Annotated in this window: 19 protein-coding genes; 11 read left to right on the plus strand and 8 right to left on the minus strand. The window is 34.1% G+C overall.

Annotated features, from left to right (window positions below):
- Positions 1-392: 392 nt before the first annotated feature.
- The 4 genes from ACFELZ_RS06420 to ACFELZ_RS06435 all read right to left on the minus strand — a co-directional run bounded on the left by ACFELZ_RS06420 (position 393) and on the right by ACFELZ_RS06435 (position 7,959).
- Positions 393-2,801: a hypothetical protein gene (locus ACFELZ_RS06420; protein ID WP_375315959.1), complete on the minus strand. Its 2,409-nt coding sequence runs from the start codon at positions 2,799-2,801 to the stop codon at positions 393-395.
- Positions 2,801-5,248 carry a hypothetical protein gene (locus ACFELZ_RS06425; protein ID WP_375315960.1) on the minus strand — a complete coding sequence of 816 codons (2,448 nt, stop codon included), beginning with the start codon at positions 5,246-5,248 and terminating at the stop codon, positions 2,801-2,803. Before ACFELZ_RS06425 ends, ACFELZ_RS06420 begins: the two co-directional genes overlap by 1 nt.
- Positions 5,248-7,668 (minus strand): hypothetical protein, encoded by a 2,421-nt coding sequence (locus ACFELZ_RS06430; RefSeq protein ID WP_375315961.1) that lies wholly within the window; start codon positions 7,666-7,668, stop codon positions 5,248-5,250. The genes ACFELZ_RS06425 and ACFELZ_RS06430 overlap by 1 nt, the downstream gene beginning before the upstream one ends.
- A 207-nt stretch (positions 7,669-7,875) precedes the next feature.
- On the minus strand, positions 7,876-7,959 hold the full coding sequence (locus tag ACFELZ_RS06435) for a hypothetical protein (protein ID WP_353286141.1): 84 nt from the start codon (positions 7,957-7,959) through the stop codon (positions 7,876-7,878).
- 218 nt (positions 7,960-8,177) lie between these two features.
- Here ACFELZ_RS06435 and ACFELZ_RS06440 point away from each other — a divergent pair, with 218 nt between their 5' ends.
- The 5 genes from ACFELZ_RS06440 (at position 8,178) to ACFELZ_RS06460 (ending at position 12,186) form a co-directional block, all read left to right on the plus strand.
- Complete coding sequence (locus ACFELZ_RS06440) at positions 8,178-8,633, plus strand: Hsp20/alpha crystallin family protein (RefSeq protein WP_375315962.1); 456 nt, start codon at positions 8,178-8,180, stop codon at positions 8,631-8,633.
- 352 nt (positions 8,634-8,985) lie between these two features.
- Entirely contained in the window at positions 8,986-11,232 is a 2,247-nt protein-coding gene (locus ACFELZ_RS06445; protein WP_375315963.1) for a hypothetical protein, read from the plus strand.
- 187 nt (positions 11,233-11,419) lie between these two features.
- A complete protein-coding gene (locus ACFELZ_RS06450; protein WP_375315805.1) occupies positions 11,420-11,617 on the plus strand; it encodes a transposase in 198 nt (65 codons plus the stop codon).
- 3 nt (positions 11,618-11,620) lie between these two features.
- The gene (locus ACFELZ_RS06455; protein ID WP_375315781.1) at positions 11,621-11,785 is read left to right on the plus strand and encodes a hypothetical protein; all 165 of its coding nucleotides are present in this window, start codon (positions 11,621-11,623) and stop codon (positions 11,783-11,785) included.
- Positions 11,786-11,802: 17 nt separating this feature from the next.
- Positions 11,803-12,186 (plus strand): transposase, encoded by a 384-nt coding sequence (locus ACFELZ_RS06460; RefSeq protein WP_375316621.1) that lies wholly within the window; start codon positions 11,803-11,805, stop codon positions 12,184-12,186.
- Here ACFELZ_RS06460 and ACFELZ_RS06465 read toward each other — a convergent pair.
- Both ACFELZ_RS06465 and hemF read right to left on the minus strand, forming a co-directional pair.
- Entirely contained in the window at positions 12,158-12,385 is a 228-nt protein-coding gene (locus tag ACFELZ_RS06465; protein WP_375315964.1) for a hypothetical protein, read from the minus strand. The genes ACFELZ_RS06460 and ACFELZ_RS06465 overlap by 29 nt on opposite strands.
- Before the next feature lie 81 nt (positions 12,386-12,466).
- A complete protein-coding gene (hemF, locus tag ACFELZ_RS06470; protein WP_264735810.1) occupies positions 12,467-13,291 on the minus strand; it encodes an oxygen-dependent coproporphyrinogen oxidase in 825 nt (274 codons plus the stop codon).
- A gap of 160 nt (positions 13,292-13,451) precedes the next feature.
- Here hemF and ACFELZ_RS06475 point away from each other — a divergent pair, with 160 nt between their 5' ends.
- From ACFELZ_RS06475 to ACFELZ_RS06495, 5 genes are all read left to right on the plus strand, one after another.
- Entirely contained in the window at positions 13,452-15,938 is a 2,487-nt protein-coding gene (locus ACFELZ_RS06475) for an ATP-binding protein (protein WP_375315965.1), read from the plus strand.
- A gap of 84 nt (positions 15,939-16,022) precedes the next feature.
- Positions 16,023-16,865: a ParA family protein gene (locus tag ACFELZ_RS06480; protein ID WP_264687980.1), complete on the plus strand. Its 843-nt coding sequence runs from the start codon at positions 16,023-16,025 to the stop codon at positions 16,863-16,865.
- Entirely contained in the window at positions 16,862-17,713 is an 852-nt protein-coding gene (locus tag ACFELZ_RS06485) for a ParB/RepB/Spo0J family partition protein (RefSeq protein ID WP_375315966.1), read from the plus strand. Before ACFELZ_RS06480 ends, ACFELZ_RS06485 begins: the two co-directional genes overlap by 4 nt.
- A 509-nt stretch (positions 17,714-18,222) precedes the next feature.
- Positions 18,223-18,585 carry a helix-turn-helix domain-containing protein gene (locus ACFELZ_RS06490; RefSeq protein WP_375315839.1) on the plus strand — a complete coding sequence of 121 codons (363 nt, stop codon included), beginning with the start codon at positions 18,223-18,225 and terminating at the stop codon, positions 18,583-18,585.
- 19 nt (positions 18,586-18,604) lie between these two features.
- Positions 18,605-19,114, plus strand: a complete 510-nt coding sequence (locus ACFELZ_RS06495) for an IS630 family transposase (protein WP_375316670.1) — start codon at positions 18,605-18,607, stop codon at positions 19,112-19,114.
- Positions 19,115-19,491: 377 nt separating this feature from the next.
- On the opposite strand, the gene recG is transcribed toward ACFELZ_RS06495, so the two are convergent.
- Entirely contained in the window at positions 19,492-21,513 is a 2,022-nt protein-coding gene (recG, locus tag ACFELZ_RS06500; RefSeq protein ID WP_375315967.1) for an ATP-dependent DNA helicase RecG, read from the minus strand.
- A gap of 170 nt (positions 21,514-21,683) precedes the next feature.
- On the opposite strand from recG, the gene ACFELZ_RS06505 reads away from it, so the two are divergent.
- Positions 21,684-22,502: a hypothetical protein gene (locus ACFELZ_RS06505; protein ID WP_375315968.1), complete on the plus strand. Its 819-nt coding sequence runs from the start codon at positions 21,684-21,686 to the stop codon at positions 22,500-22,502.
- Positions 22,503-22,573: 71 nt separating this feature from the next.
- On the opposite strand, the gene miaA is transcribed toward ACFELZ_RS06505, so the two are convergent.
- Positions 22,574-23,461 (minus strand): tRNA (adenosine(37)-N6)-dimethylallyltransferase MiaA, encoded by an 888-nt coding sequence (gene miaA / locus ACFELZ_RS06510; protein WP_341821024.1) that lies wholly within the window; start codon positions 23,459-23,461, stop codon positions 22,574-22,576.
- Positions 23,462-23,477 lie beyond the last annotated feature (16 nt).

Below are 23,477 nucleotides of genomic sequence, written 5' to 3' on the forward strand. Positions count from 1 at the left end.
ACAATCTGTTGTGAGAACTGTTCGTTTTGGAGTGGATTGGTCTACCGCCGGATTCGTGTGAACTTTTATTTATAACAACTTTGCTATACCCTAAAACCACCTATATTATGCTACTTCCACCATATTTACATACGAACTAACTTGTTTGGCTTTGTTGCAATAACTTTGCACTTTTATTTTTATAAACCTATTTTTACACAACGCGTTCTCACAAATATACGTACTATTTTTATATTTTTGAAAAAAGTAAATAATTCAACTTTTCATGGCGCTAAATGAGATGTCTGTTTAAAAACATTCTGTCCATAAAAAACACTTTTCTACTATGACTGGCAGTTTGTTTCATACGTCCAAAAACTATTCAGGCAAATTTACATTACTGAACGGATATTTTAGGAAAAACCTGCTCCACTACCTTTACCCATTCCTACACTTATACCTTGACTGACGTCTATATCACTAAGCGAAGTACCCTGATTCAATAAACTTCTTATACCTGCCTCAATTACTCCAACACTTACTTTTCCTTCTTTTATTATTTGCTCTCTATTAATCTTTATTTCCTCTATTATTGCATTAATTACCTGTTCTGGAGATCCACTTGTACAACCTACAGCTGCTTCTACAATTTTGTCTTCACTTTCCTCATTTACTGCACTTTGTAGTTCTTCATCAAGACCTGCTAATTTACTAGCACAAACCTTAATTGCTATCCTCTCTAAGCTTTTTTCTTCTAATGCCTGCTCTAGCTGTTTTACTCTTTGAGCCACTTGTTCTGCCCTTTGAGCCTCTTGTTCTGCCCTTTGAGCCACTTGTTCTGCCCTTTGTTCTGCCTCTTGCCTTGCCTGCACATCCTGCTCAATCCTTTCCTGCAACTCTCTTAATTTTTGTTCCCTCTCTTTCCTCTCTGCTGCTATTCTTTCTTCTTCTCTTTCCATTAACGTCTTCCTTTCCTTAAATTTCTCTTCCAACAACTTTGCTCCACGCTCCAACTTAAATAAAACTTTTCCTAGTTCTTTTGTTCTGCTCTCTCTTCCCTGATTTGATAACTCTACCCTCTTATCTCTCTTTAACTTGCCTGCTAACTCATTGCAACTATCTGATGCAGACTTTAACAACTCTTGATATGAAAGCTTTTCTATATTCTGCTTCCCTTCCTCACTAATTCCATTCTTCTCCATAGAGCATTCGTTTATACCCTTTCCACCTGTAACGTTGAAAAACTTAAAATAGATATTCATTAAATTACAATACTCTAATATTGGCTCTATAAACACTCTATCCGCCTTTCCTTCCAATAATCTTTGATTTCCTGCTAATATTTCATACTGTTCTTTACTCTCTTTCAACAACATATCTACATCGTTTTTCACTACCTCTAATTCCTTCTCTCTTACACAATTTCTACTTAGCTCCTCTAGATTCTTTATCCACTTTTCTTGATATAAATTTCTGTATCTTTTATAACTTTCATCAAATCCCTTTCTCACATCATTTATTACATTTCCATCTTTTGGCAGTTTGCTCAATACTTCCAAACAACTTCTTACACTACTTAAATACTCATTTCTTCCCCTCATTAATATTTCACCTTCCCAAAAAGCTATGCTACTTAATTCACTTTTTGCCACTTTGTTCCCTACTTTTAAAGCATCACGATCTATTACATTTTTTATTGGTGCATCCTCAAACAACCTATACACAACACGGTTTTCAACCATGCTTTTATCCTTCGTAATATAATCGTGTATATTCCTTAGTGCCTGAGTCACATTGTTAATTAAAATCTGTTCACTATTTTTATTAACTTCTTGTTCTTGCTTGTCTGGATGGTAAACTTTCGATAGCTTCAATATCTCTCTAACTTGCTCATTAAAGTATTTATTATGATCTTCCATAGTTTTTGTTCCATCTCTTACAGCTCCTAAACTCCTGTCTAAATATAGCAGCAACCACTCCATTTTAAATGACTCAAGTCCTCTTTTAACCGTAACAGTAGTTTCATCCCCTACGCTGAAGATTCTCCTTATTAAGTTACTTGACCTTGCTTCCAGCTTATCTGCAATTTCTTCATTTTTGACTGTAGAAAAAATAATTGAACCTACACCACTTGCAGCTTTACTCAGGCCATCACTAATCGCACTGTAGGCTTCTTGAGATTTATTTTTAGCTTTTTTAAATCCATCCTTAACAGGTTTTGGAATAGAAATGTTAGGCATTTTTCCCTCCATTAATTCTTGATAATTATAAATATAACCATACTTTGCAATATAAAGTTGGTGTAGTTTTACATTCGTAAACAGCGAATACATCACTCGTGCAATAAATGAATTATCACTATAGCTTAAAGCCCTTTCTACTTTCTCCTCAGTTACTTCAATATCTTTTACCTTCTTACCCCACGGCCACCACCAATACTTTGGTACTTCATCAAGTCCTTCCAGTAATCTAAGGCAACATTCTTGACTTGCTACTCCGCCAGTATCTTTTCTTTTCGTCTTCTGATAATCAATAGCAACTGTAATTAGCACCCCAAATAATATTACCCCAAGAGTTGCCGCTGCAGTAAACATTGCTCTACGTGTCGATGCAAATGAAATTACTGCAACAACGGGAGTAATACTGTAAGTTATAATCAATCCATTTTTTGCATAATCTGGCTGCTTATTTTCTCTTACTCTGTACAGATAATCTAACAAAGTAGGACCAAACTCCCACCCAAATATTCGATACTTTCTATGGTTTGATAAAAACTTAACAACATCTTTTTGCCACTCAGGTAAATTAGATGCATACTTCATCAATTTCTCCCCATTCCTGCATTTACACCATGACTTACGTTTACATCACTTAGTGAAGTACCCTGATTTGAGAAACTTCTTATACCTGCTTCAATTACTCCAACACTTACTTTCCCTTCTCTTATTATTTGCTCTCTATTAATCTTTATTTCCTCTATTATTGCATCAATTACCTCTTCTGGAGACCTTATCCTACAACCTATCGCTGCTTTTACAATTTTGTCCTCACTTTCTTCATCTATTGCACTTTGTAGTTCTTCATCAAATCTTGCTAACTTTTTCACACAACTCTTTATTACTTTGCTCTCTAAATCTTTTTGCTCCAATGCTTGCTTAAGCTGTTCTGCCCTTTGAGCTTCCTGTTCTGCCCTTCGTTTTGCTTGTTTTGCTTCCTCTTCTTTTTTTATTGTTTCCGCTTTCAGCTGCTTAAATTCCTCATCTTGCCTTTGAAAGGCTGTCTTCTTTACTTGAAACCTCTTATCTAACAACTCCTCTAAGCTCCTCAACATAAATACTACTACATTCCCCATCTCTTCCTTACTTGGCACTTCACTTGCCTCAGAACCCTTATAAGACCTTTTTACTTCTTCACTTAATTCATTATCATCATTCTTAACATATGCGTTTACCATGGCTCTTGTATGGATTAGTAATCCTCTGTAGGATAACCTATTCTCCTTTATATTATCTTTATAGGATAACCCTTTCTCCTCTTCTTTGCTTTTTTCTTCCAAAACTTCTTTGCTCTCTTTACTTTCTTTTAATATGGAACTTATCTTATCAAGAGCATCTGAGTTAGAGCGCCAACCACGCAAACTATAACAACCCTTTTTATCCTCAAGCAACTTAGTGGCAAACTCATAGTATGCTTCCATTAAAGTAAAGTAATCTAATATAGGTAGTACAAAGTTCTCGTCTGGATTCACACCATAAGATTTTATCACTAGCATTTCATATTGTTCTTCGCTCTCTTTTAGCAACTTTTCTACTCCTTCCTTTATTACCTCAAGCAACCCGGATTTTTCACAACGAGTACTGAGACACTGTAAGCGATTTACCCATTCTTTATAATATTCTTCTACGTATTTGTTATAATTGCCATCAAAAATTTTTCGTGTACCTTCTATTTCAGCGCTTAATAGCTTAATATCGCTATACTCTGCGCCTTTTATACTTAATAATTTCTTGCGAAGCGATGCTACAGATGCTTTTGCGTCATTTAAGTATCTATTTCTTGCCACCATCAAAAATCCTTCTTCCTGGTAAGCTAAGAGACTTAACTCAAACAAAGCAGACATTCCATCTATGGACGATACTTTTACTACTCCAGATACATTCTTTTCATCATTACTTAATGTACTTAACGGTATGCGATTATACATCCTATACAATAAATAACACTCCTTATTAAGAATAAACGTCTCATCCTGCATGATGTATGAATGTATATTCTTCAGAGCTTTTTTAGTCTGGTTAATTATTTTTTGCATTTCTTCATCTTTAACTTTTCCCTTGTCTGAATGGTACGTTAATGATAACTTCGTCAATTGTTTAATAAGACTTTCAAAATATTTGTTATGTTCCTCTTCACTCTTTGTTTTATTTCTCACTCCACCCAAGCTTTTATCAAGATACAATAGCATCCACTTTGTTTGCAATAAATCAAGTGCCTGACCTAAACTCATTTCTTTATTATCAACTCTGTATATTGTCTTGACTAATTTATCAATTCTACTTGTCTCTTCCAATCTATTTTCTTCCCTATATGTTTCTTGTACAGTTTCAGGTACTTCTGTTAGTGCTAATTTTTTCTTAGATAGCAAAATTTTTTGTTTTTTCCACTCATTCCATATACCAGACCCTAATACCATTTTCCCTCCAAGTTTATAATAATTATAAAGGTAACTTAGCCTTGCAACATAAAATTGATGCAACACAACATTAGTGAACAAAGAATAGATTAAACGTGAAGCAATCGAGTAATCATTGTAGTTCACTGCTCTATTTATTTGTTCTTCAGTGATCGTAATATCCTTTATCTGTTTACCCCACGGCCACCACCAATACTGCGGTATTCTCTCTAGTGCTTTCAGCAATTCAACGCAATCCCCTTGGCTCACCACCCCGGCCTTTCTCCTTGTCATTTGATAATCAACAGCAAGTGTTGTTATAATCCCTAGCACTATTATGCTAGAAGTTATTGCCACAGCAAGGTTTACCCTGCGTGTTGATATAAATGAAACAAGCCCAGCCGAAAAAGCAACTATAGGAGTGAAAAAAACTCCAACTTTTATATAGTCATAGCCTGTATGATAATAGCTTATCCCATATAACTCATCAAGTAAGGTTGGACCAAACTCCCACCCAAATAATCGATACTTTCTACGACTAGATAAGAACTCAACAACATTTTTTTGCCACTCAGGTAAATTAGATGCATACTTCATCAATTTCTCCCCATTCCTGCATTTACACCTTGACTTATATTGACATCACTTAGTGAAGTACCCTGATTTGAGAAACTTCTTACACTTGCTTCGATTATCTCATCACTTACTCTTCCCTCTTTTATTATTTTCTCCCTATTAACTTTTATCTCTTCTATTATTGCATCAATTACCTCTTCTGGAGACCTTATCCTACAACCTATAGCTGCTTTTACAATTTTGTCCTCACTTTCTTCATCTATTGCACTTTGTAGTTCTTCATCAAATCTTGCTAACTTTTTCACACAACTCTTCATTACTTTGTTCTCTAAATCTTTTTGCTCCAATGCTTGCTTGAGCTGTTCTGCCCTTTGAGCTTCCTGTTTTACCATTTGCTCCGCCTGTTTTTTCCCCTCTTCTGCTGCACGTGCTTTACTCCTTTCTTCCAGATTTTTAAAAGCTCTTATCCTTTGATCAGTGATTTTTATAAAATTGTCTAACTTTTGCTCATTAGGTGTATCTTTCCAGATATATTTCTCTTTTTCGCTTTTTGTACGACTCAAGACACGGAATATATCTCTCCATCTCTTATCAGTAACAATTTTATATAGCTCATAAACATCACTATTTTTCTCATGTTTCATTCTTTCTCTAGCATCTTCAATATACTCTTTCATCATTCCTTCATTTCCAACTGCAATAGAGTGTGTAGCCTTACATAAAAACTCTCTAATCTTTTCATCTATAATCTTACCCTCCTCAGTTGAACTTGGAGTATGTCCTACAAAAAGACCCTTAGTAAAATCGTAGAAAGTATACCACAAAGATGGAATGCCCAAGAACCCTCTTACTCGGTTCAATCCTCCTACTTCCACCAATTTTTCCACCTCATCCATAAACTTGCTTACTTTACCTATCATTTCCTTATATCTTTCATTACCTTCTAAAATAATGTTATTCTTACAACTTTGAGTGTAACTACCATCCTTGTTGGGGAGAAATGATACCAAACTTACATCTACATCTATATCTGGAAAGTGCCTTTCGAAGTTGAATAGTAAATTATGTACATCAATCATTATTGTATGAAAAGACCTCTTCATTAATCTCTCCACGTTTCTGTTCACATTTGGATCTGTACATTTGTATGAAAATAGAGGAGCAGAATTAACGATTAGCACACTAATTACATCAAAATTAGGATTAGACTTTTTAAGTGCTCTATTTAAGAAATTTTCAAACTTTTCATAGTCTACCGCATTAACTTTCCCTAGAATTTTATCAGCTACTATTTTGATATTACCATTCTCCATTTCTATATCGTGATACAGTAAATTAGATCTCTTTCCACTCGCACCATCGAGATAGTTATATAGAAATGCTCCATACATATCCCTTACAAACTTCTTGTCGATAAATTTACCATCATTCATTCTTTCTACTACTTGACTCTCTATCTTATTTCGTGTTGCAACCAGCCTGTCGCTTAAGTCTTGTTTTTCTTTTGCTATACTTTCAATCTTATGAATAAATCTTTCTATTTCTTCCAGATTATTTTTTACACAAGCTGAGGAATTAACGTTATCATACACACTTTCTTGTAACTTCAGCAATGGAGCAGGAATATACCTAAGTACAGTTACAATACCACTTGCAATAGCTCCCAAGGGTAAAAGCGTACCTCTAACTCTTACATTATTTGGAACAGTACCTAAAGCTTGATCAAGCAACTGACCATTTTCACCACTAACAGCATTTTCCACTCCATGCACTACCTTACCTAAGTAATATGAAACCCTAGTACTAATATCACTTTCCCCCCAAATTTCACTTTCAATTTGATTACTAACCTCACTAATGACACCATCAATTTCCTTGGTTAAACTTAATCTTTCTGCTGACGATATTGTACTTATTTGTTGAATTGCACAATTCAGGTCATCTAATTGATCAATAGTATCTCCTTGTGTGTTACTATTCTTTAATAGATTATCAGGTACATAAAATGAACGATAGTCGACCTCTTTGTTCGATTCCTCTACTATACTATTCCTGCACTCTATTGCTGCATCTCGTATAGCAACCAGCAAATCTCTTACAAAATGTCTACTCTTTTTTATCTGTTGATTACCTCCTTGGTTTAAACCTTGCGTGTTTTGTTCATCTTTACTCTCTAGTAGTTTCTGCTGCTTCTCTAGTAAATCTTTCTGCCCCTCAAGAACCTTCACTTGCTTGCCAATAATACTCAAGAACAGCTTAGAATTGACAATTCTTTCCATGTTTAATACTTTAGATGTAACAATGCCATGTACTAACCAATACTGCCAAAGTTGACAATACTTTGGTCCCAAAAGAACCTGCACTAGTTCGGCATCATCAGCATCTATTGCTGCATTAACCTGTTCCTCAAACGATTTATACTTCTCAAAGAAACCTGGCATATCATCCCCTTAACTATCAATTAGGCATACCTTAGTTATCATTAAGTCACAAGTCAATATCTTTTTTTACATAAAATTCTAACACTTTGAGTAAAATTTGATACTCACTAAAAACTTCTAAACCACACCTGCATAACTTAAACTTCTCTATTGTTGCCTATCTTGAAATATTAAGGCGAAGGTTACTTTGGCAGAAATTCAATTCCACTAACGAAACTTATTCATTAGTAGTATAACGAGGCTTATTATAAAGCTTATCAAAATTGAAGTAGTGATCGGAAAATAAAACACCTTTTTCAATATAGATATCGCCTGCTATGCCAAGTTTTTGTATTAGAGGATAAACAAGACCTATCCCTGTAATCAGAAAACCAAGTATTACTAAAAAGCGTGACATCAATTTAGTTTTAGAAAATATTGTCCACGTTTATTTTAACTACATCACACAGTATTGAAACTAGTGAATAGAATGATTACATAATGCATGAGTAATGATAAGGAGGTATAACATGAGTAATCTAGTTCATTCAAATAAAAACAATAATCGCGATAATTTTAGCTTAAGAGGTCTGCAAAAAGCTGTTGACGACATGTTCAATAGCTTCTTTATGGGAACTAACCCTGGACTTCTCAGAAGAGATGGCAGTGTATTGCCAGCTTGTGACTTGTATGAAACAGAGCAAAACTATCGCCTATCTTTAGAATTGCCAGGTATCCCTAAAGAAAATGTAGATATTAGTACATCTGGCGATAATCTCATAGTGAAAGGTGAAAAGAAATGCGAAAAAGAGTCAGAAGATAAGCAATATTACCATCGTGAGAGGTATCATGGTTCTTTCTATAGGTCTTTTCAACTTCCAGCTAATGTAGACCAAGATAAAATATCTGCTAATTTCTCAGACGGAGTATTACATATAAGTGTACCTAAGTCGGAAAAACATGTTAAGAAAATTGATGTAAAGTAACCAATAGCAGGCTTCCAGCTTGGAGGCTTGCTGTTTTAATCACTATATACAGACATTGATGACATCATTATGTAATACTGAAATTCATTATTGGGAAGACAAGTAGAACGTTCGATAAATTAGCTTAAACCTTCGTTTATAGATAGAAAGCGCTCTTTTTTATTTGTCTCATTATCATTGAAAATTGGTATAACATTGTAAGTTTAGAAGTATCTGTATAAATTCAAATCAAGGTGTATATCGAGACACCTATAGTTATGTTTTACATTCTTGAGAAAAATTAAATAATTTACTTGATTAAATTACTATTTAGTGCTAAACTGGACTAAGCTTATCTATATTAAGGATAAACATGACAAGAGGTAAAATTATTGGTGTTGCAAATCAGCAAGTAGATATTCACTCTTTTCCTGAGAAAGATCAGAATGAAGTTCACTACAGTCCTAACACAATAACCAAATTAGAGTTTAAACTTACGCAACGTCTACTCAGTAAGGTAAAAGCAAACGAAAGTAATAAAGATGCAAATTCTGGTAAACAAGCTTATAAAGACCTACCTAGAATGAGTTTTATGATTAACGATAAACCTATAGATAGTCGTTTTGTTACACAATTATACGATGAACTCAATCAAAATGATAAACGTCAGGTTGCAAAACATGTTTTTATAAAAATGTTTGAACATGCCGGAGCAGAAGTGCCAAACGGTCATATACTGGAAGAATTAATTACTCATTGTAATCAAGCAGGATATGAGTTTGCAATGTATGAACAGATGCATTCGATATTTGCCAATTATAATTTGATACCAATAGTTTCTGAAAAAACAATACATATTTGTGATAGTAATGCAGATTCTGTAAACATTGAGTACCGTAAGATTACATGTGTAGCAGAGTTGAATAATCCAGAGAAAGAAATATGTAGGTCAAATAGCTCACTGAAATTCACACTTAAATTTCAAAGTGATCGAGTAGACTATGAAAATGGCAAAGTAATACTTACTATTCCTGAACAATTAAGCAACTACAAAGCAAACGACAACAGCCTACTTGACGATATTAATAAACATTTCAAAGATGCTGATAATGCAGTTGTTGAGTCCCTCATTGCAAATATTGGTGAAGGTCCTCAGTCGTTCATTGCAGATCAAGAAGATTTAAATAATGATGAAGAATCATCACTTGTTATTATTCCTGAAAATCCAACTCTCGACCTAAAGAGTGTAGTAGAATCGGTAAAAGGAGCAATAAATGCTAAAAATGTTGATGCTTTGAGTAATTGTGTAGATGTTATTCAGGATAATGTTATTTCTGTATCGCCTCAAAAAGGTTTGAAAGTAGTAGAAAAAATATTAGAAATGGTAGGTAACTTCACTAAGGAACAAGGTAGGGCATGGAACGCTTATCCTGGTATGCCTGTTATCAAAACTATGTATTCTGCTAGTCAGTGCTATTATAACGGTTATATTTCTCAAGAAGATTATAAAAAAGTTAAAAGCCTTGAGGACATTTTGTGTAAGATTCAGTCCGACCTAATAAAAGGAATGAACAATAACTCCAATAAAGGATCACCTATCATAAATGTTGAAGATGTTTCATTGACTATAACAAATCAATCAGTTTCAGATGAAAAAAGTGTGTTTACAGAAAAAGCAGAAAGTGACACTATAGTAGGAACAGGGCGTTCTCAACAGGAACCAATAAGCGATAGTTACAAGGAGGTAAAAATGCCTAATTCTGGTCAGTTTATTAAAGTCTTATGCAAAAATAATGAAAACGAGAGCCCAAATATAATTAAGCCAGTAGCTAAACAGCCCACTCAAGTAACTAGTAGAGCGGTGATCCCTAGGTTATATAAAGAAAATTCCAATCCTTCCTCACGGTCAGAAAAACCAAACAAAGTTTCAAGTTTGAGAAACCCAAATATAAATCACTCTCTTATAAAGAGAAGATTTTCTGTAAGTACTTATACAACCTCAAATGTAGAAAAAAATAGTCATAGGTTAAAGCCGAAGTCGAATAATCTCCAGCAAAGCTTGAATAAAAAAACTAATGAACCTATGAGCATAAAGGCTCAGCTTACGGAGAAGGAGCTGAATAATGTAAACCAAAGAGTTTCACAACTAGAACACGGGCATAATGTCACAAAACACAAGCTAGAAGAACTTCAAAATATTAAGACCAAACAATTAGTAGTAGTTGAAAGTAAAAATAATGATCTGAAAACACAAGTACAGAAGTCTGAGAGCACAAATGAACAGTTAGAGAATCAAATCAAGAATCTAGAAAAACAACTAAAAAGTAAAAATAAAGATATCGAAGGCAAAAAAGAAAAAGACCTAACCGTGAGTGCTAGAAAAATAAAAGATAAGATAAGTTACGTATCTGCGTTTTTTATACTTTCTGGGGTATGTGCTGTTGGTGCAAGTTTAACAATGCCTTACTTAGCAATATGTATTACGCTTGCTATAGTTGCATTTATTTTTCTTGCAACAGGATGTTACTGTTCATGTAAAGCAAATACAGCACTTAGTAATATTGAAGTTGATCAAGTCTTAAAAGATCCTGAATGTGTAGTTTCTCAAAATAGTGTTTAGAGTCTTAAATTTGTACCCGTTCAGCTTTTAGCAAGTTCAAAGGTGTGACCCATAAGCTTAAGTTAAGAGGAGGGGGTGTAGAAGAAAAGAAAATGTACATTCTCCATGTAATATGTAGAGTATCTTAGAGCCTGTCTTCAAACTAAGTAGAAAGGAGTTAAGAAGTGTGTTATAAGATATATTTTAAATGTACCCAAGCGATATAAGTGACAAAGAATGGAAGATAATAGAGCTATATTTTGAACCTAAAAAGACCGGTAGACCAAGAAAACATAGTATTAGAACAATTATTAACGCAATCCGCTATATGATGAGAACAGGATGTCAATGGAGACAACTGCCTAAAGATTTTCCACCATGGAAAACAGTGTATAGTTGTAATTAGCGATTGAAAAAAAGTGGAATATGGCAAGAGATTCATGATTTTCTAGTTAAAAAAGTAAGAGAGATAATTGGTAAGAATGAAACTCCATCAGTGGGAATAATAGATAGCCAATCAGTAAAAACTACTCAAAAAGGGGATCCAGAGGATATGATGCTGGCAAGAAAGTAAAGGGTAGAAAGCGCCACATCGTTGTAGATACTGTAGGTCTTGTAATTGCTGCTGAAGTACAAAGTGCAAGCATTCAGGATCTTGATGGTGCACTAAATCTTTTTGTTCAAGCCAAATGCAAAGCTCCAACATTACATAAGTTTTTTGCTGATCAAGGATACACAGGTAAATTGCAAAACCTCTGCTTATTGGAAACTGGATGTTTATTGACGATTACCAAGAAAATAGTTGATACAGGATTTCAGGTTATTCCCAAACGTTGGATTGTTGAGAGAACCTTTGCTTGGCTCTCCAATTTTAGACGTATGAGTAAGGATTATGAGCATTCTCCTCTCACTTCAAAAAACAACATCTTCTTTAATATGATCACTATTATGCTTCACAAATTAGCTCATTCTTGAGTTTGAAGACAGGCTCTAAAGCCTGATTTAAAGCTTGATTATTATTTATATCAAATGATCCTGTATTCTTGAAAGACATAGTCTTTGAAAAGAATTTTCTAAAACTATTTAGTGCATCGTAGAGACTTAGAGTCAGTTTAACACCTTTTATGTCATTGTTTTTGACAGATTTAATTAAAAAATTATCTATTATACCCATGATTATATCCCCTATATAAAAGCTCACTATCATGGTACAACTTTAAACTATGATGATTTATTTTCTGCTAATAGCAGCTCTCTATAACCACTTAACAAGTGGTGGCATTGACATCATAATTGCATCTGGATTGCCGTCAGTCATTAAACCAAACCTTGTGCCACGATCGTATAACAGATTGAATTCTACATATCTGCCACGTTTTATTAATTGATTTTCTCGTTGTTCTTTTGTCCAAGATTTTTGTATATGTTTACGTATGATGTGCAAATAAATTTCCAAAAAGGCTTCACCTACTGCTTTTGTGAACTCAAAATCATTTCTCCAATTGCCAGAACTCAGATTATCATAGAAAATACCACCAATGCCACGCGGCTCTTTTCTATGTGGTAAGAAAAAATAGTTGTCACATTGCTCTTTAAATTTCGGATAATATCCGGTGTCAAATCTATCACATGTCATTTTGATTGATTCATGAATATACTTGCAATCTTCTTCATTTTTATATATTGGCGTAAAATCCATCCCTCCACCAAACCATTGTTTTGAAGTATATATCAGCCTTGTGTTCATATGTGCTGCAGGGATAAGGGGCGATTGCATATGAGACACTAAAGATATACCGCTTGCCCAAAACTCTCCGTTACTTTCACTTGCACCAGGAATTTCATTAATGGCTGAATCTGCAAATTTTCCGTGTACTTTTGAAACGTTTACTCCAACTTTTTCAAAAACATTGCCAAAAATAATTGTAGATTCACCACCTCCACCACCTGGTCGATCCCACTTTCTTTTTTCGATCTTTGGCTCTGCGGATGATTGTTTTTCAATTAATAAGAAAGATTCTATGATCTTATCCCTTAGTGCACAGAACCACTTAAATGCTTGTGTTCTTTGTTTTTCCATAATATCCTCTCGCTAGCTTATTAACATTGTTATATCTGATATTTAAGGAACTTAATTAGATTTGGATGATAATTATCTATCAAAGACGTTAATAAATCTATAATAATTAAATCAATATAATAAAACATTTTCGTATGTACAACGATGCCAAGTAACAATAATGAGTAAAAGATACATAGATAACAAAAAAGAGAACAGGGTTGACTTCATACTAAGAAATTATGGAATGTCAATTGTTGTGATGGCAGTTATTATGCTCTTACCTCCAGTAGCAATATCGATACTCTACTTTTTTGATATATATAGTCAGCATATTAATATAGAGATTAATTTATTAGTTAGCATTCTAACAACTCTCTTTATGATATATAATGTAAAACGCTACAGACACCTACTTAATACTATAGAATTTCAAAATGCAATATTTGCAAATGCACTAAATCATAATACAGAATTTTGCCTTATTTTACATAGAGATGAGGGTATTATTTATGCTGATGCAAGGTTCTACGAAAGGTTTAAAGATCATATAGATGATGACATTACGTTAGGCAAGATTTTTGAAATAGGAAATGTTTCAGAAGAAGACAAAAAAGTACTCTATCATGCACTAAAAAATAACTCTTCTGTACAAGTATGCATTTCCTTAAACAAGAAGAATAGAGTATCTAACTTTCTTTTGCTCTTTGAGCCGATACCAGATAATCCCCAAATTGCTATAAATAGTAATAAGATTTTAAATTTATCATTAGTGCCAATAGCAAGGCCAGATGGGTATTTTGTGTTAAAAGCAACACAGATAAACAAGGAGCAGATATATGAAGAGTTAATAGAAAAACACAGTATAGGAACTTACATTGCAAATGCCAAAGGGGTGATTTTATCTGTAAATAAAAGATTTTTAGATATATTTGAACTGAAAAAACTGGAAAAAGGTAGCTCAATCAGTGATTTTATATCTCAATCTAAATATAACAATACAACAACCGATAATGAAATTTTGTTTTTTACTATAAGTGGTATTCCATTCAAGGCTTATATGAGCACTGCTATATTTTGTGATAAATACAACCATAGCTATATATATGGCTTTATAACACCAACCGAATCAAATATTGTTAATTATCAATTACACCCTTGTTTTGCAAATTCATCAATTGCTATTGCACAATGTGACATAAACGGCAACTTTGTAAAGAAAAATACGGCACTAATAAAGCTTGCAGGGTCAGATAATAATTCAATCTTTACATTGATATTAGATAGTTATCATGTGAAAATACGTGAATATTTTTCGAGTAATAGAATAAATAATGCGTCCTTTGATGTACAGCTCAACGGCGATAATAACATAAAAATATATTTCAATAAGTTTCTTCATAATAAAATGATCTTCATACTTTGTTATTTTATTGACAATACTGAACACAAAAACCTAGAGATAAAGCTTGAGCATTATCAAAAGATGCAAGCTATAGGGCAGTTAGCAGGTGGTATTGCGCATGATTTCAACAATATATTGACTGGGATAATAGGATTTTGCGATTTGCTTTTACTCCAACATTCAGCTGGTGATCCATCTTTTGGAGATATAATACAGATACAGCAAAATGCAAAGCGTGGATCAAATTTAGTAAGACAATTGCTTGCTTTTTCAAGAAGACAGACCTTGCAGCCAAAAATTATTGATGTAAATAGTACTATAGCTAATCTTTATGAAATGATAAAAAGATTAATAGGTGAAAATATAAAGTTTAATATTTATTATGGTAGAGACTTGGGTGCTGTTAGGGCTGATCAAGGGCAATTAGAGCAAGTTATACTTAACTTAGCAGTCAATGCTAGTGCTGCTATGGAAAAGGGCGGGGAATTAACTATACGAACCTTTAATCAAAAGATTGACTCATTAAATTCTACATCTCAGGACATGTTTTCTCCAGACAAGGAAACGATCGAACATGGAAATTATGTTGTGATTGAAGTAATTGATACTGGATGTGGAATGACAAGTGATACAATTGAAAAGGCATTTGACCCATTTTTTTCTACCAAAGATATTACCTCTGGTACAGGTCTTGGCCTCTCTACTGTATATGGCATTATTAAACAAACTGAAGGATACATCTATGTTGCTAGCAAAGTAAATCATGGAACTAAATTTAGCATATTTTTGCCCATGGTTTACATATCAGATGAAAATCTGAGAGAGGAAGATAGTGAAGAAATAGAAAGACCGGTAGTAAGTGAAATTAAAGGTAATGGTGTAATTTTATTGATTGAAGATGAAAATTCAGTAAGGGAATTCATCTCTAAAGCACTCAAAAGAAAAGGATTTGATGTAATAGAAGCGAGCATAGGCAGCGAGGTGCTAGAAATAATCAGTAAAAAAAATCAACACATAGATCTAATAATCACTGATGTAATCATGCCAGAGGTGAGTGGTCCAGAAATAGTTAAAGAAGCATTGATCCATAGGCCAAATATCAACGTTATTTTTATTTCTGGGTATGCAGAAGATGCTTTTTTAAAGAGTGATGACATCAATATAGAAGATTTTCACTTTTTGCCAAAACCATTCACTCTGAATGAATTAGGAAACAAGGTTCAAAGTGTGTTACACAAAGCAAAAAAGACAGTCCAATTTTAGTGTGATTAGCAACAAAAAAATTTTCTAATGCAAAAGTTTCTTGCATATATACAATAGAGTTATTTTATACATAAGATAAAAGGCGTGAGCAAGATTATTGCAATAGTAAATCAAAAGGGTGGAGTTGGCAAAACCACAACTAGTATAAATTTATCGACAGCCTTTGCTGCTGTGGGAAAAAGCACTTTATTGGTAGATCTTGATCCTCAAGGAAATGCTAGCACCGGACTCGGGATTTCTTATCGTAGTAGGGAAGAAAAAAATATATACAAAATACTACTGAGCAGAGAAAATAAATTGATAGAATCGGCAATTTTCAATATAAAGGAAATTCCAAATTTATCACTAATTTCGTCAGTAGTTGATCTGTCAGCTGCAGAAATTGAATTATCGCAACTTGAGCGAGGAAAATTTGTGCTAAAAAGCGCATTAGAGAAGATACGCGATAATTATGAGTATATAATCATCGATTGCCCTCCATCACTTGGGCTTCTAACCATAAATGCTTTGACTGCTGCTAATTCTATTATTGTTCCTCTTCAGTGTGAGTTTTTTGCTCTGGAAGGATTAAGCCATTTAGTTAAAACTGTAGAACTGATAAAAAGGAATAACCTAAACCCTTTTTTGGCAATAGAAGGGATCGTGTTAACAATGTATGACAGGCGCAACAAACTCAGTGAACAGATTAAAAACGATATTTGCCAGTATTTAAATGATAAAGTATACAAAACTATCATCCCATTGTATGAGACTGTTATTCCACGTAACGTACGGTTATCAGAAGCGCCTTCTCATGGAAAACCCGCTATTGTGTATGATCTTAAGTGTCCTGGTGCACAAGCATATATAAGTTTGGCAAGGGAAATTTTAAAAAAGCACGCGAGCAGTTGTAAGGAGAAGAAGCTAGTGAGTGAGGGCGTGGTATGAAGGATGATAGACGCCTCGGCAGAGGTCTTGCCGGCCTCATAGGCGATAATTATGATAATAAAGAAGATCGACAAGAGTATTTGCCTATTCCATTACTGCACCCAAGCAAATTTCAACCGAGGAAACATTTTGACGAGGAGTCATTAAGAGAACTTGCAAATTCGATAAAGAAAAGTGGCATTATACAGCCTATCGTGGTACGCAAAGATTCAAATGATGATGGTTACGAAATAATAGCTGGGGAACGTCGTTGGCGAGCAAGCAAGATTGCAAATCTTGATAGTGCACCCGTTATCATAAAAGATCTGAGCGACAAGGAATGCTTGGAAGTATCCATTATTGAAAACATACAAAGGCAAGATATTAATCCAATAGAAGAAGGTGAAGCGTATAAGAAACTGATAGATGAGTTTTCCTATACACATGAAGAATTAGCTTCAACTATAGGCAAAAGCCGCAGTCACATAACCAATATGATTCGGATGTTGTCACTTCCTGATGGAGTAAAAACAATGATCAACGAAAAAAAGCTATCTATGGGCCATGCAAGAGCGTTGATTAATGTTGAAAATGCGGAAAGTATTGCAGAAAAAATAATTTCCCAAGGCTTAAGCGTTAGACAAACTGAAAAATTGATAAAAGACTTACATCAAAGTAACAACCAAAAAGAGCAGAGATACACCAAAAATCAAGATATGGCAGCACTAGAAGGTGCTATATCTTCTCAACTTGGTTTAAAGATCAAAATTAATGACAGTAATTCTAAGGGTAAAGTTATGATACGGTATAATAATCCAAATGAATTGAATTTAATATTAAAAATTTTAAATAGGAAACTTGAGTGCTAGTAGAGCAAAAAGATAATATAAAATACAACTGTTGGTGTCACCCAAGTAGCATGGAGAGACAAAAATCACTTGACAAACTCCGCCAGCCCCCTTATCATGGCAGTGAAGCTATTTATTTATCTTCTCTGTACAGATTAAATGACAAAAAAACTTACGTATCTGGCGTCTCATGTTTAATTTTTTGCACTATGTGCACCTTATGTCTTTATAAAATTTCTGGTTTTTTACCCACATAAGCTGAAACGCGCTTATAAAGCGTTTAAAACATAAAAAAACGCCAACTTAAAAAATGGATAGTGAATAACTAGCTACCCTAGGGTTTCTTTTGCCTTTTTTTTATTTGGTAAATTCCTTAATATTTATAGCAACATGAACTGGGCAGGAAGGTGTCATTCCAGTGCTCCTTTTTTTGTCATCCCAGTGCCCAGACACTGGGATCTATAGCTAACCGAAATAAGGTTTCCTCAAAGGAGTGTAAAAAGGTATAATACTGCTTTAATTAAGGTAGAATGATGGCAAAGCCATATAGTGAGGACCTGAGGGAACGAGTTTTAAAAGTGGTTGACGAGAAAAAAATGACTATGGAAGAAGTAAGCAAGATGTTCAAAATTGATAGAAAAACTATATACTGGTGGAGGAAAAGAAGAGAAGAAACAGGAAGTATAAAACCGTCTTCAGGCTACCAAAAGGGACATAGTCATAAAATTAAATACTTAGATGGCTTTGTCAAATTTCTGGATGAAAACCGAGATATTACGGTTGAAAAAATAATTGAAAAATTTGGCAACATGTGCAAAGACACAGTCTACAATTATCTTAAAAAAGTAAACTATACATATAAAAAAAACTTTTCTTTATCAGGAAAGGAATGAAGAGAAACGCAAGGAGTTCATAAAAAAAATAGAAGGAATAGAAAAAGAAAACTTGATATTCATAGATGACTCTGGAGTAGAAGACAACAGATTTTATGAATATGGGTGGTCTCAAAAAGGCAAGAGGTTATTTGCCGATAAACCAGGGTTTAAAAGAAAGAGGGTAAGCATAATAGGAGCACTAAATGAGGGAAAAGTTAAAGCTTCCTGGGTAATTGAGGGCTACTGCAACAGCGAGATTTTTGATGCTTATGTAGAAAATATACTTGTTCCTATATTAAAACCTGGACAGACTATTGTTCTCGATAATGCAAGCTTTCATAAATCTGCAAGAACGAAAAATTTGATAGAAAATGTTGGGTGTAAAATTTTGTTCTCGCCGCCATACTCACCGGATTTAAATCCGATTGAGAAGTTCTGGTTTGCCATTAAGCATGCCATAAGAAAAGTGCTGCCAAGCTTTTGGCCCAATATTAATTCGGCTATTGATTTTGTCTTTCAGCTCTCAGGGAAATCTTACTTCGGTTAGCTATAACCTACGCTGCAAATGTTTAAGAAATTTACCAAGCAGAAAAAAAGACAAAGAATCCCCGAGTTAGCTAGTCTTTTACTATCTTTGTCGAGTATTGGCATTTTTTGATGTCTTGTAACGCTTTGTAAGCGCGTTCAGCTTATTTAGATAAAAACCTAGATGTAGATGAAGTTTTGTAAAGACATACAGTATCTATATACTGCAAAAAATTGAACATAAGACGCCGATACGTTAAGTAATCCTTACCTTTTAATCTGCAGATTGGCGAAAGCAAATACAATAGCTTCACTGTCATGATAAGGGGGCTGGCGGAGTTTGTCAAGGAATTTTTGCATTTAATTCGTTTCTGCGAGCTACCTGGATAAGAAGTTTTCCTACTGAAATTTTGAAAAATGTAATCTACTTCTATATTCAAATATATCAAGCAGTAATTCAAAATCAGCCATTGCACCTTTTGCGTTATTGTACGCGAGGTTGAGCAGCTCTTTGTCCTGATATAAATCAGCAAATTTAAATTCCATACATCCTGATTGTTTTGTGCCTAAAATATCTCCACTGCCTCTTAGCATCATATCCCTTTCAGCAATGTAAAATCCGTCCTGTGACTCACACATGATCTTTAACTTTGAAGATGAGCTTTTACTTAAATTATCGTATAATAATACACAAAAAGATGGCTTGTTTCCTCGCCCTACTCTGCCTCTTAACTGATGTAATTGCGATAACCCAAATTGCTCTGCATTTTCTATAATCATAATGGTTGCATCTGGCACATCTATACCAACTTCTATCACAGTGGTTGCAACAAGCAAAGAAAATTCATTTCTTTTGAAGGAAAACATAACTTGATCTTTCTGCTCCTGAGTCAATTTTCCATGTATTATACCAACTTTATCAAGAAATGTTTTTTGTAATTCCTGAAAGCGCATCTCTGCTGCAGCAATATTGGTCTCTTCGTTTTCTTCTATATATGGACAAATCCAATATGCTTTTTCGCCCCTGTTTATAGCACCTTTTAGCTTTTCAATAACATCTGGCACCCTACTAATGTTCATAGTTACAGTTTTTATTGGCAATCTGGATTTTGGTTTTTCTCTCAAAATTGAACATTCAACGTCACCATACATAGCTTGCTGCAAGGTTCTTGGAATGGGAGTTGCAGTAACGAAAAGTATATCGGCATTTTCTCCTTTTCCTACCAAGCGATTTCTCTGCATCACTCCAAATCGCTGTTGCTCGTCTATGACTGCAAGCCCTAAATTTTTAAATGTAACGTTAGCTTGAAATAACGCGTGGGTGCCAATCACTATATTTAAAACACCACTTGCAAGTTCGTTCATGATAATCTTTCTTTCCTTGCGCGAAGTTTTACCAGTAAGCAGCGCAACTTTTATATCGGTACAGGATAAAACTTCCTCAATCCAATTATAATGTTGCTCCGCCAAGATAGTAGTCGGTGCCATTAGAGCTGCCTGCATGTTGTTTTCTACCACATTTAGCATCGCAAAAAGTGCAACTACGGTTTTGCCACTACCAACATCACCTTGCAGCAAGCTCATCATGCGATACTTGGATTTTTGCCTCTCTGAAATTTCATCTATTGCACGAATTTGATCGTTTGTTAATTGAAACGATAATTCATTTAAAACTTGCTCTTTATATTTATTCAATACTATAAATTCTCTTTCCCTTTCTTTTACATGATTTTCTCTTGCAAGTTTCAGTGCTAGCTGATACGCAAACAATTCATCATAAGCAAGCCTTTTTCTACAAACCTCGGCTTCCGCCAATGAGCTTGGTCTGTGCAACTTTATGATGCTTTCCCTCCAACTTAGCCATTTTTTTTGCTTGATTAATGTATCATCTATCCACTCTGGCAAATCAGGCAATTCTTTCAGGTTAGAGCTTATCATGTTTTTAATGTTCTTATTAGTAATACCACGACATAATTGGTAAACTGGCTCTATGCAAGCTATTTCTTTAAATTGGTTGATGTCAAGCGACACGTAATCTGGATGAGTAATCTGCCAATGCTCAGCAAATTTTTCGAGTTTGCCACTGATGATTACAGAAGCTCCAATTGGAAATAGTTTATATAAATACTTAACTGAGTAATTAAAAAAGACTATGAACATATACTGACTCTCACTTTCAACGACTATTTTATATGGTCTACCTCTAAAAGTGGGCGGCTGATGTTCATAAACTTTTGCAATAAAAGTTATAAATTCTCCAGCTTGAGCATCGGGCAGTGACTTACTTCTATCTACGTAACTAAGTGGCCTATAAAATAGCAGGTCCATCACTTTGTCCCCGCCACAAAGTTTAGGCAATATTGCGTTAGGCAGATTGCTATTTAGAAAAGTCAGCACATCTGATTGCTCATTGAGATTCATACATGTGTAAAACTGTTTATCAATAATAGAGTCTTCTTAAGATCCTGTCACCTTATAGTCAAACTATTTGCTGTCATAGAACTTGCGTTTATATAAAATATTTTTATTGACTTATTAATCATTTTTATGTACTATTATGCTATTAGTAATTCATATACAGGGTATTAACAATGAATAGCTTTATACCAGAAGAAAAGGAAAATCCAATAGTTACACTAAAAGCTCAAGCAGAAAAGTTTGGTTTTAGCAGGTTAAGGGCTGGCAAAGATAATGCTGAAGCGAATTCTGGTGCAACTATGTACGTAGATCTTCCAAGAATGAAACTTGTTATTCAGAACAAAGTTATAACAAAAGAGCTTGTTGATGAATTATATAATAAACATACCAACCTCATTTCAAATGACAAAAATAAGTACCGACAATTTGTAAAACAAGTTTTTACAGAGCTATTTGAATATGCTGAAGCAGAAGTTCCAAGTGATTCTATTCTAGAAGAACTAATCACTAATTGTAACCAGGCTGCTTATGTGGGTGCATTGTATGGTAAAGGAGCACCTATTCTTCATTTAGCTGAAACATATGGGTTATTGTTTCGGTCTAATCATGTAATACATATTAATTGTAGTGATCCAAGTCATGCGGCAATCAGAATTGAAGAAAAAATTGCAGTTCGCACTTTTGCAGAACTGGAAGAAGAATTATGTAAATTGGATAGCTCGCTAGAATTCACACTTAAGTCTCAAGGTGATAAAAGTGTAACATATGAAGATGGTAAATTATCCCTTACTATTCCTGAAGAACTAAAAAACTTTCCAGTTGTCAATGAAATGCAACAAAGTAAAAGTTTATCTGATGTCATTAAAGAGATTTTCCTTCAATTGATTGAGAAAGTTTTTGGCCATACTAATGACATAAAAGTAACAGAAGAAGACGGTACAATTACAATGATAAGCAGCTTTAGTAAACCATTGAAAGTAAATAGTACCTAAAAGAAATCAAGCCACCAATTAATAGCATTGAGACTATATTGGACAAATAGTAGTAAAAAAACTGCACCTATTCAAAAGAAAAGTGAAAATTCTTCCACAAAATCAATCACTTCAGAACTTGGGAACTGGTTTTTAAACCAAGTGTACTGGCGTTTTGCGTAGTGTCTTGTGTTTGTTTGAGCAATCTGTATCGCTTCGTCTAAAGTAATCTCACCTTTCAAATACTTTACAATTTCTGGCACTCCATGTGCTTTCATAGCTGGCAAATGTGGAGCTAAGTTCATACTAAGTAGCTTTTTTACTTCATCAATTGCTCCATTTTCGATCATTTTGATAAAACGAGAATTTATTTTTTGGTATACATCCTCACGTTTAGGCAAAATTGTATATATCTTAAAATTATCGAATAAAGGAGGCTGTCTATTTTCTTGCCATACAAAGATTGTCTTACCAGTTTCAGTGATAACTTCAAGTGCCCTTGAAAGGCGGTGCGAGTCATTCATGAATACTTTACCTTGAATCCTTGGATCTTTGCTTAGCACTAATTTGTAAAACTCCTCTTTACTTAAATTTTTCCTTAATTCGCTTACATTTTTCCTTACTTTCTGACTTATTTGTGGCATTGATGATAAGCCTTTGATTAAACTGCTGATGTAAAGCCCGCTTCCTCCAGTGATGATAGGTATTTGAGCATTTTCTAATGCGTGATTAACTTCTTTTTCTAAATCCTCTAACCATAGACCCACGGAATAATTTTCTTTTGCTGAAACATAACCATATAATTTATAAAACTCTTCTTGCTTTAGTGGTTGAGCAGTAATTATGGGAATTTCTTCATATACCTGCTTTGAATCACAATTTATTATGCTGATATTATTATATTTTTTTATCAGGTTATCACACAATTCTGATTTACCTGAAGCTGTAATTCCTGTAATAATTACTATATTATTTTTCATTTATATTAATTTAATT

The sequence above is a fragment of the Wolbachia endosymbiont (group A) of Colletes cunicularius genome, from assembly GCF_964264715.1.
Lineage (GTDB): Bacteria > Pseudomonadota > Alphaproteobacteria > Rickettsiales > Anaplasmataceae > Wolbachia.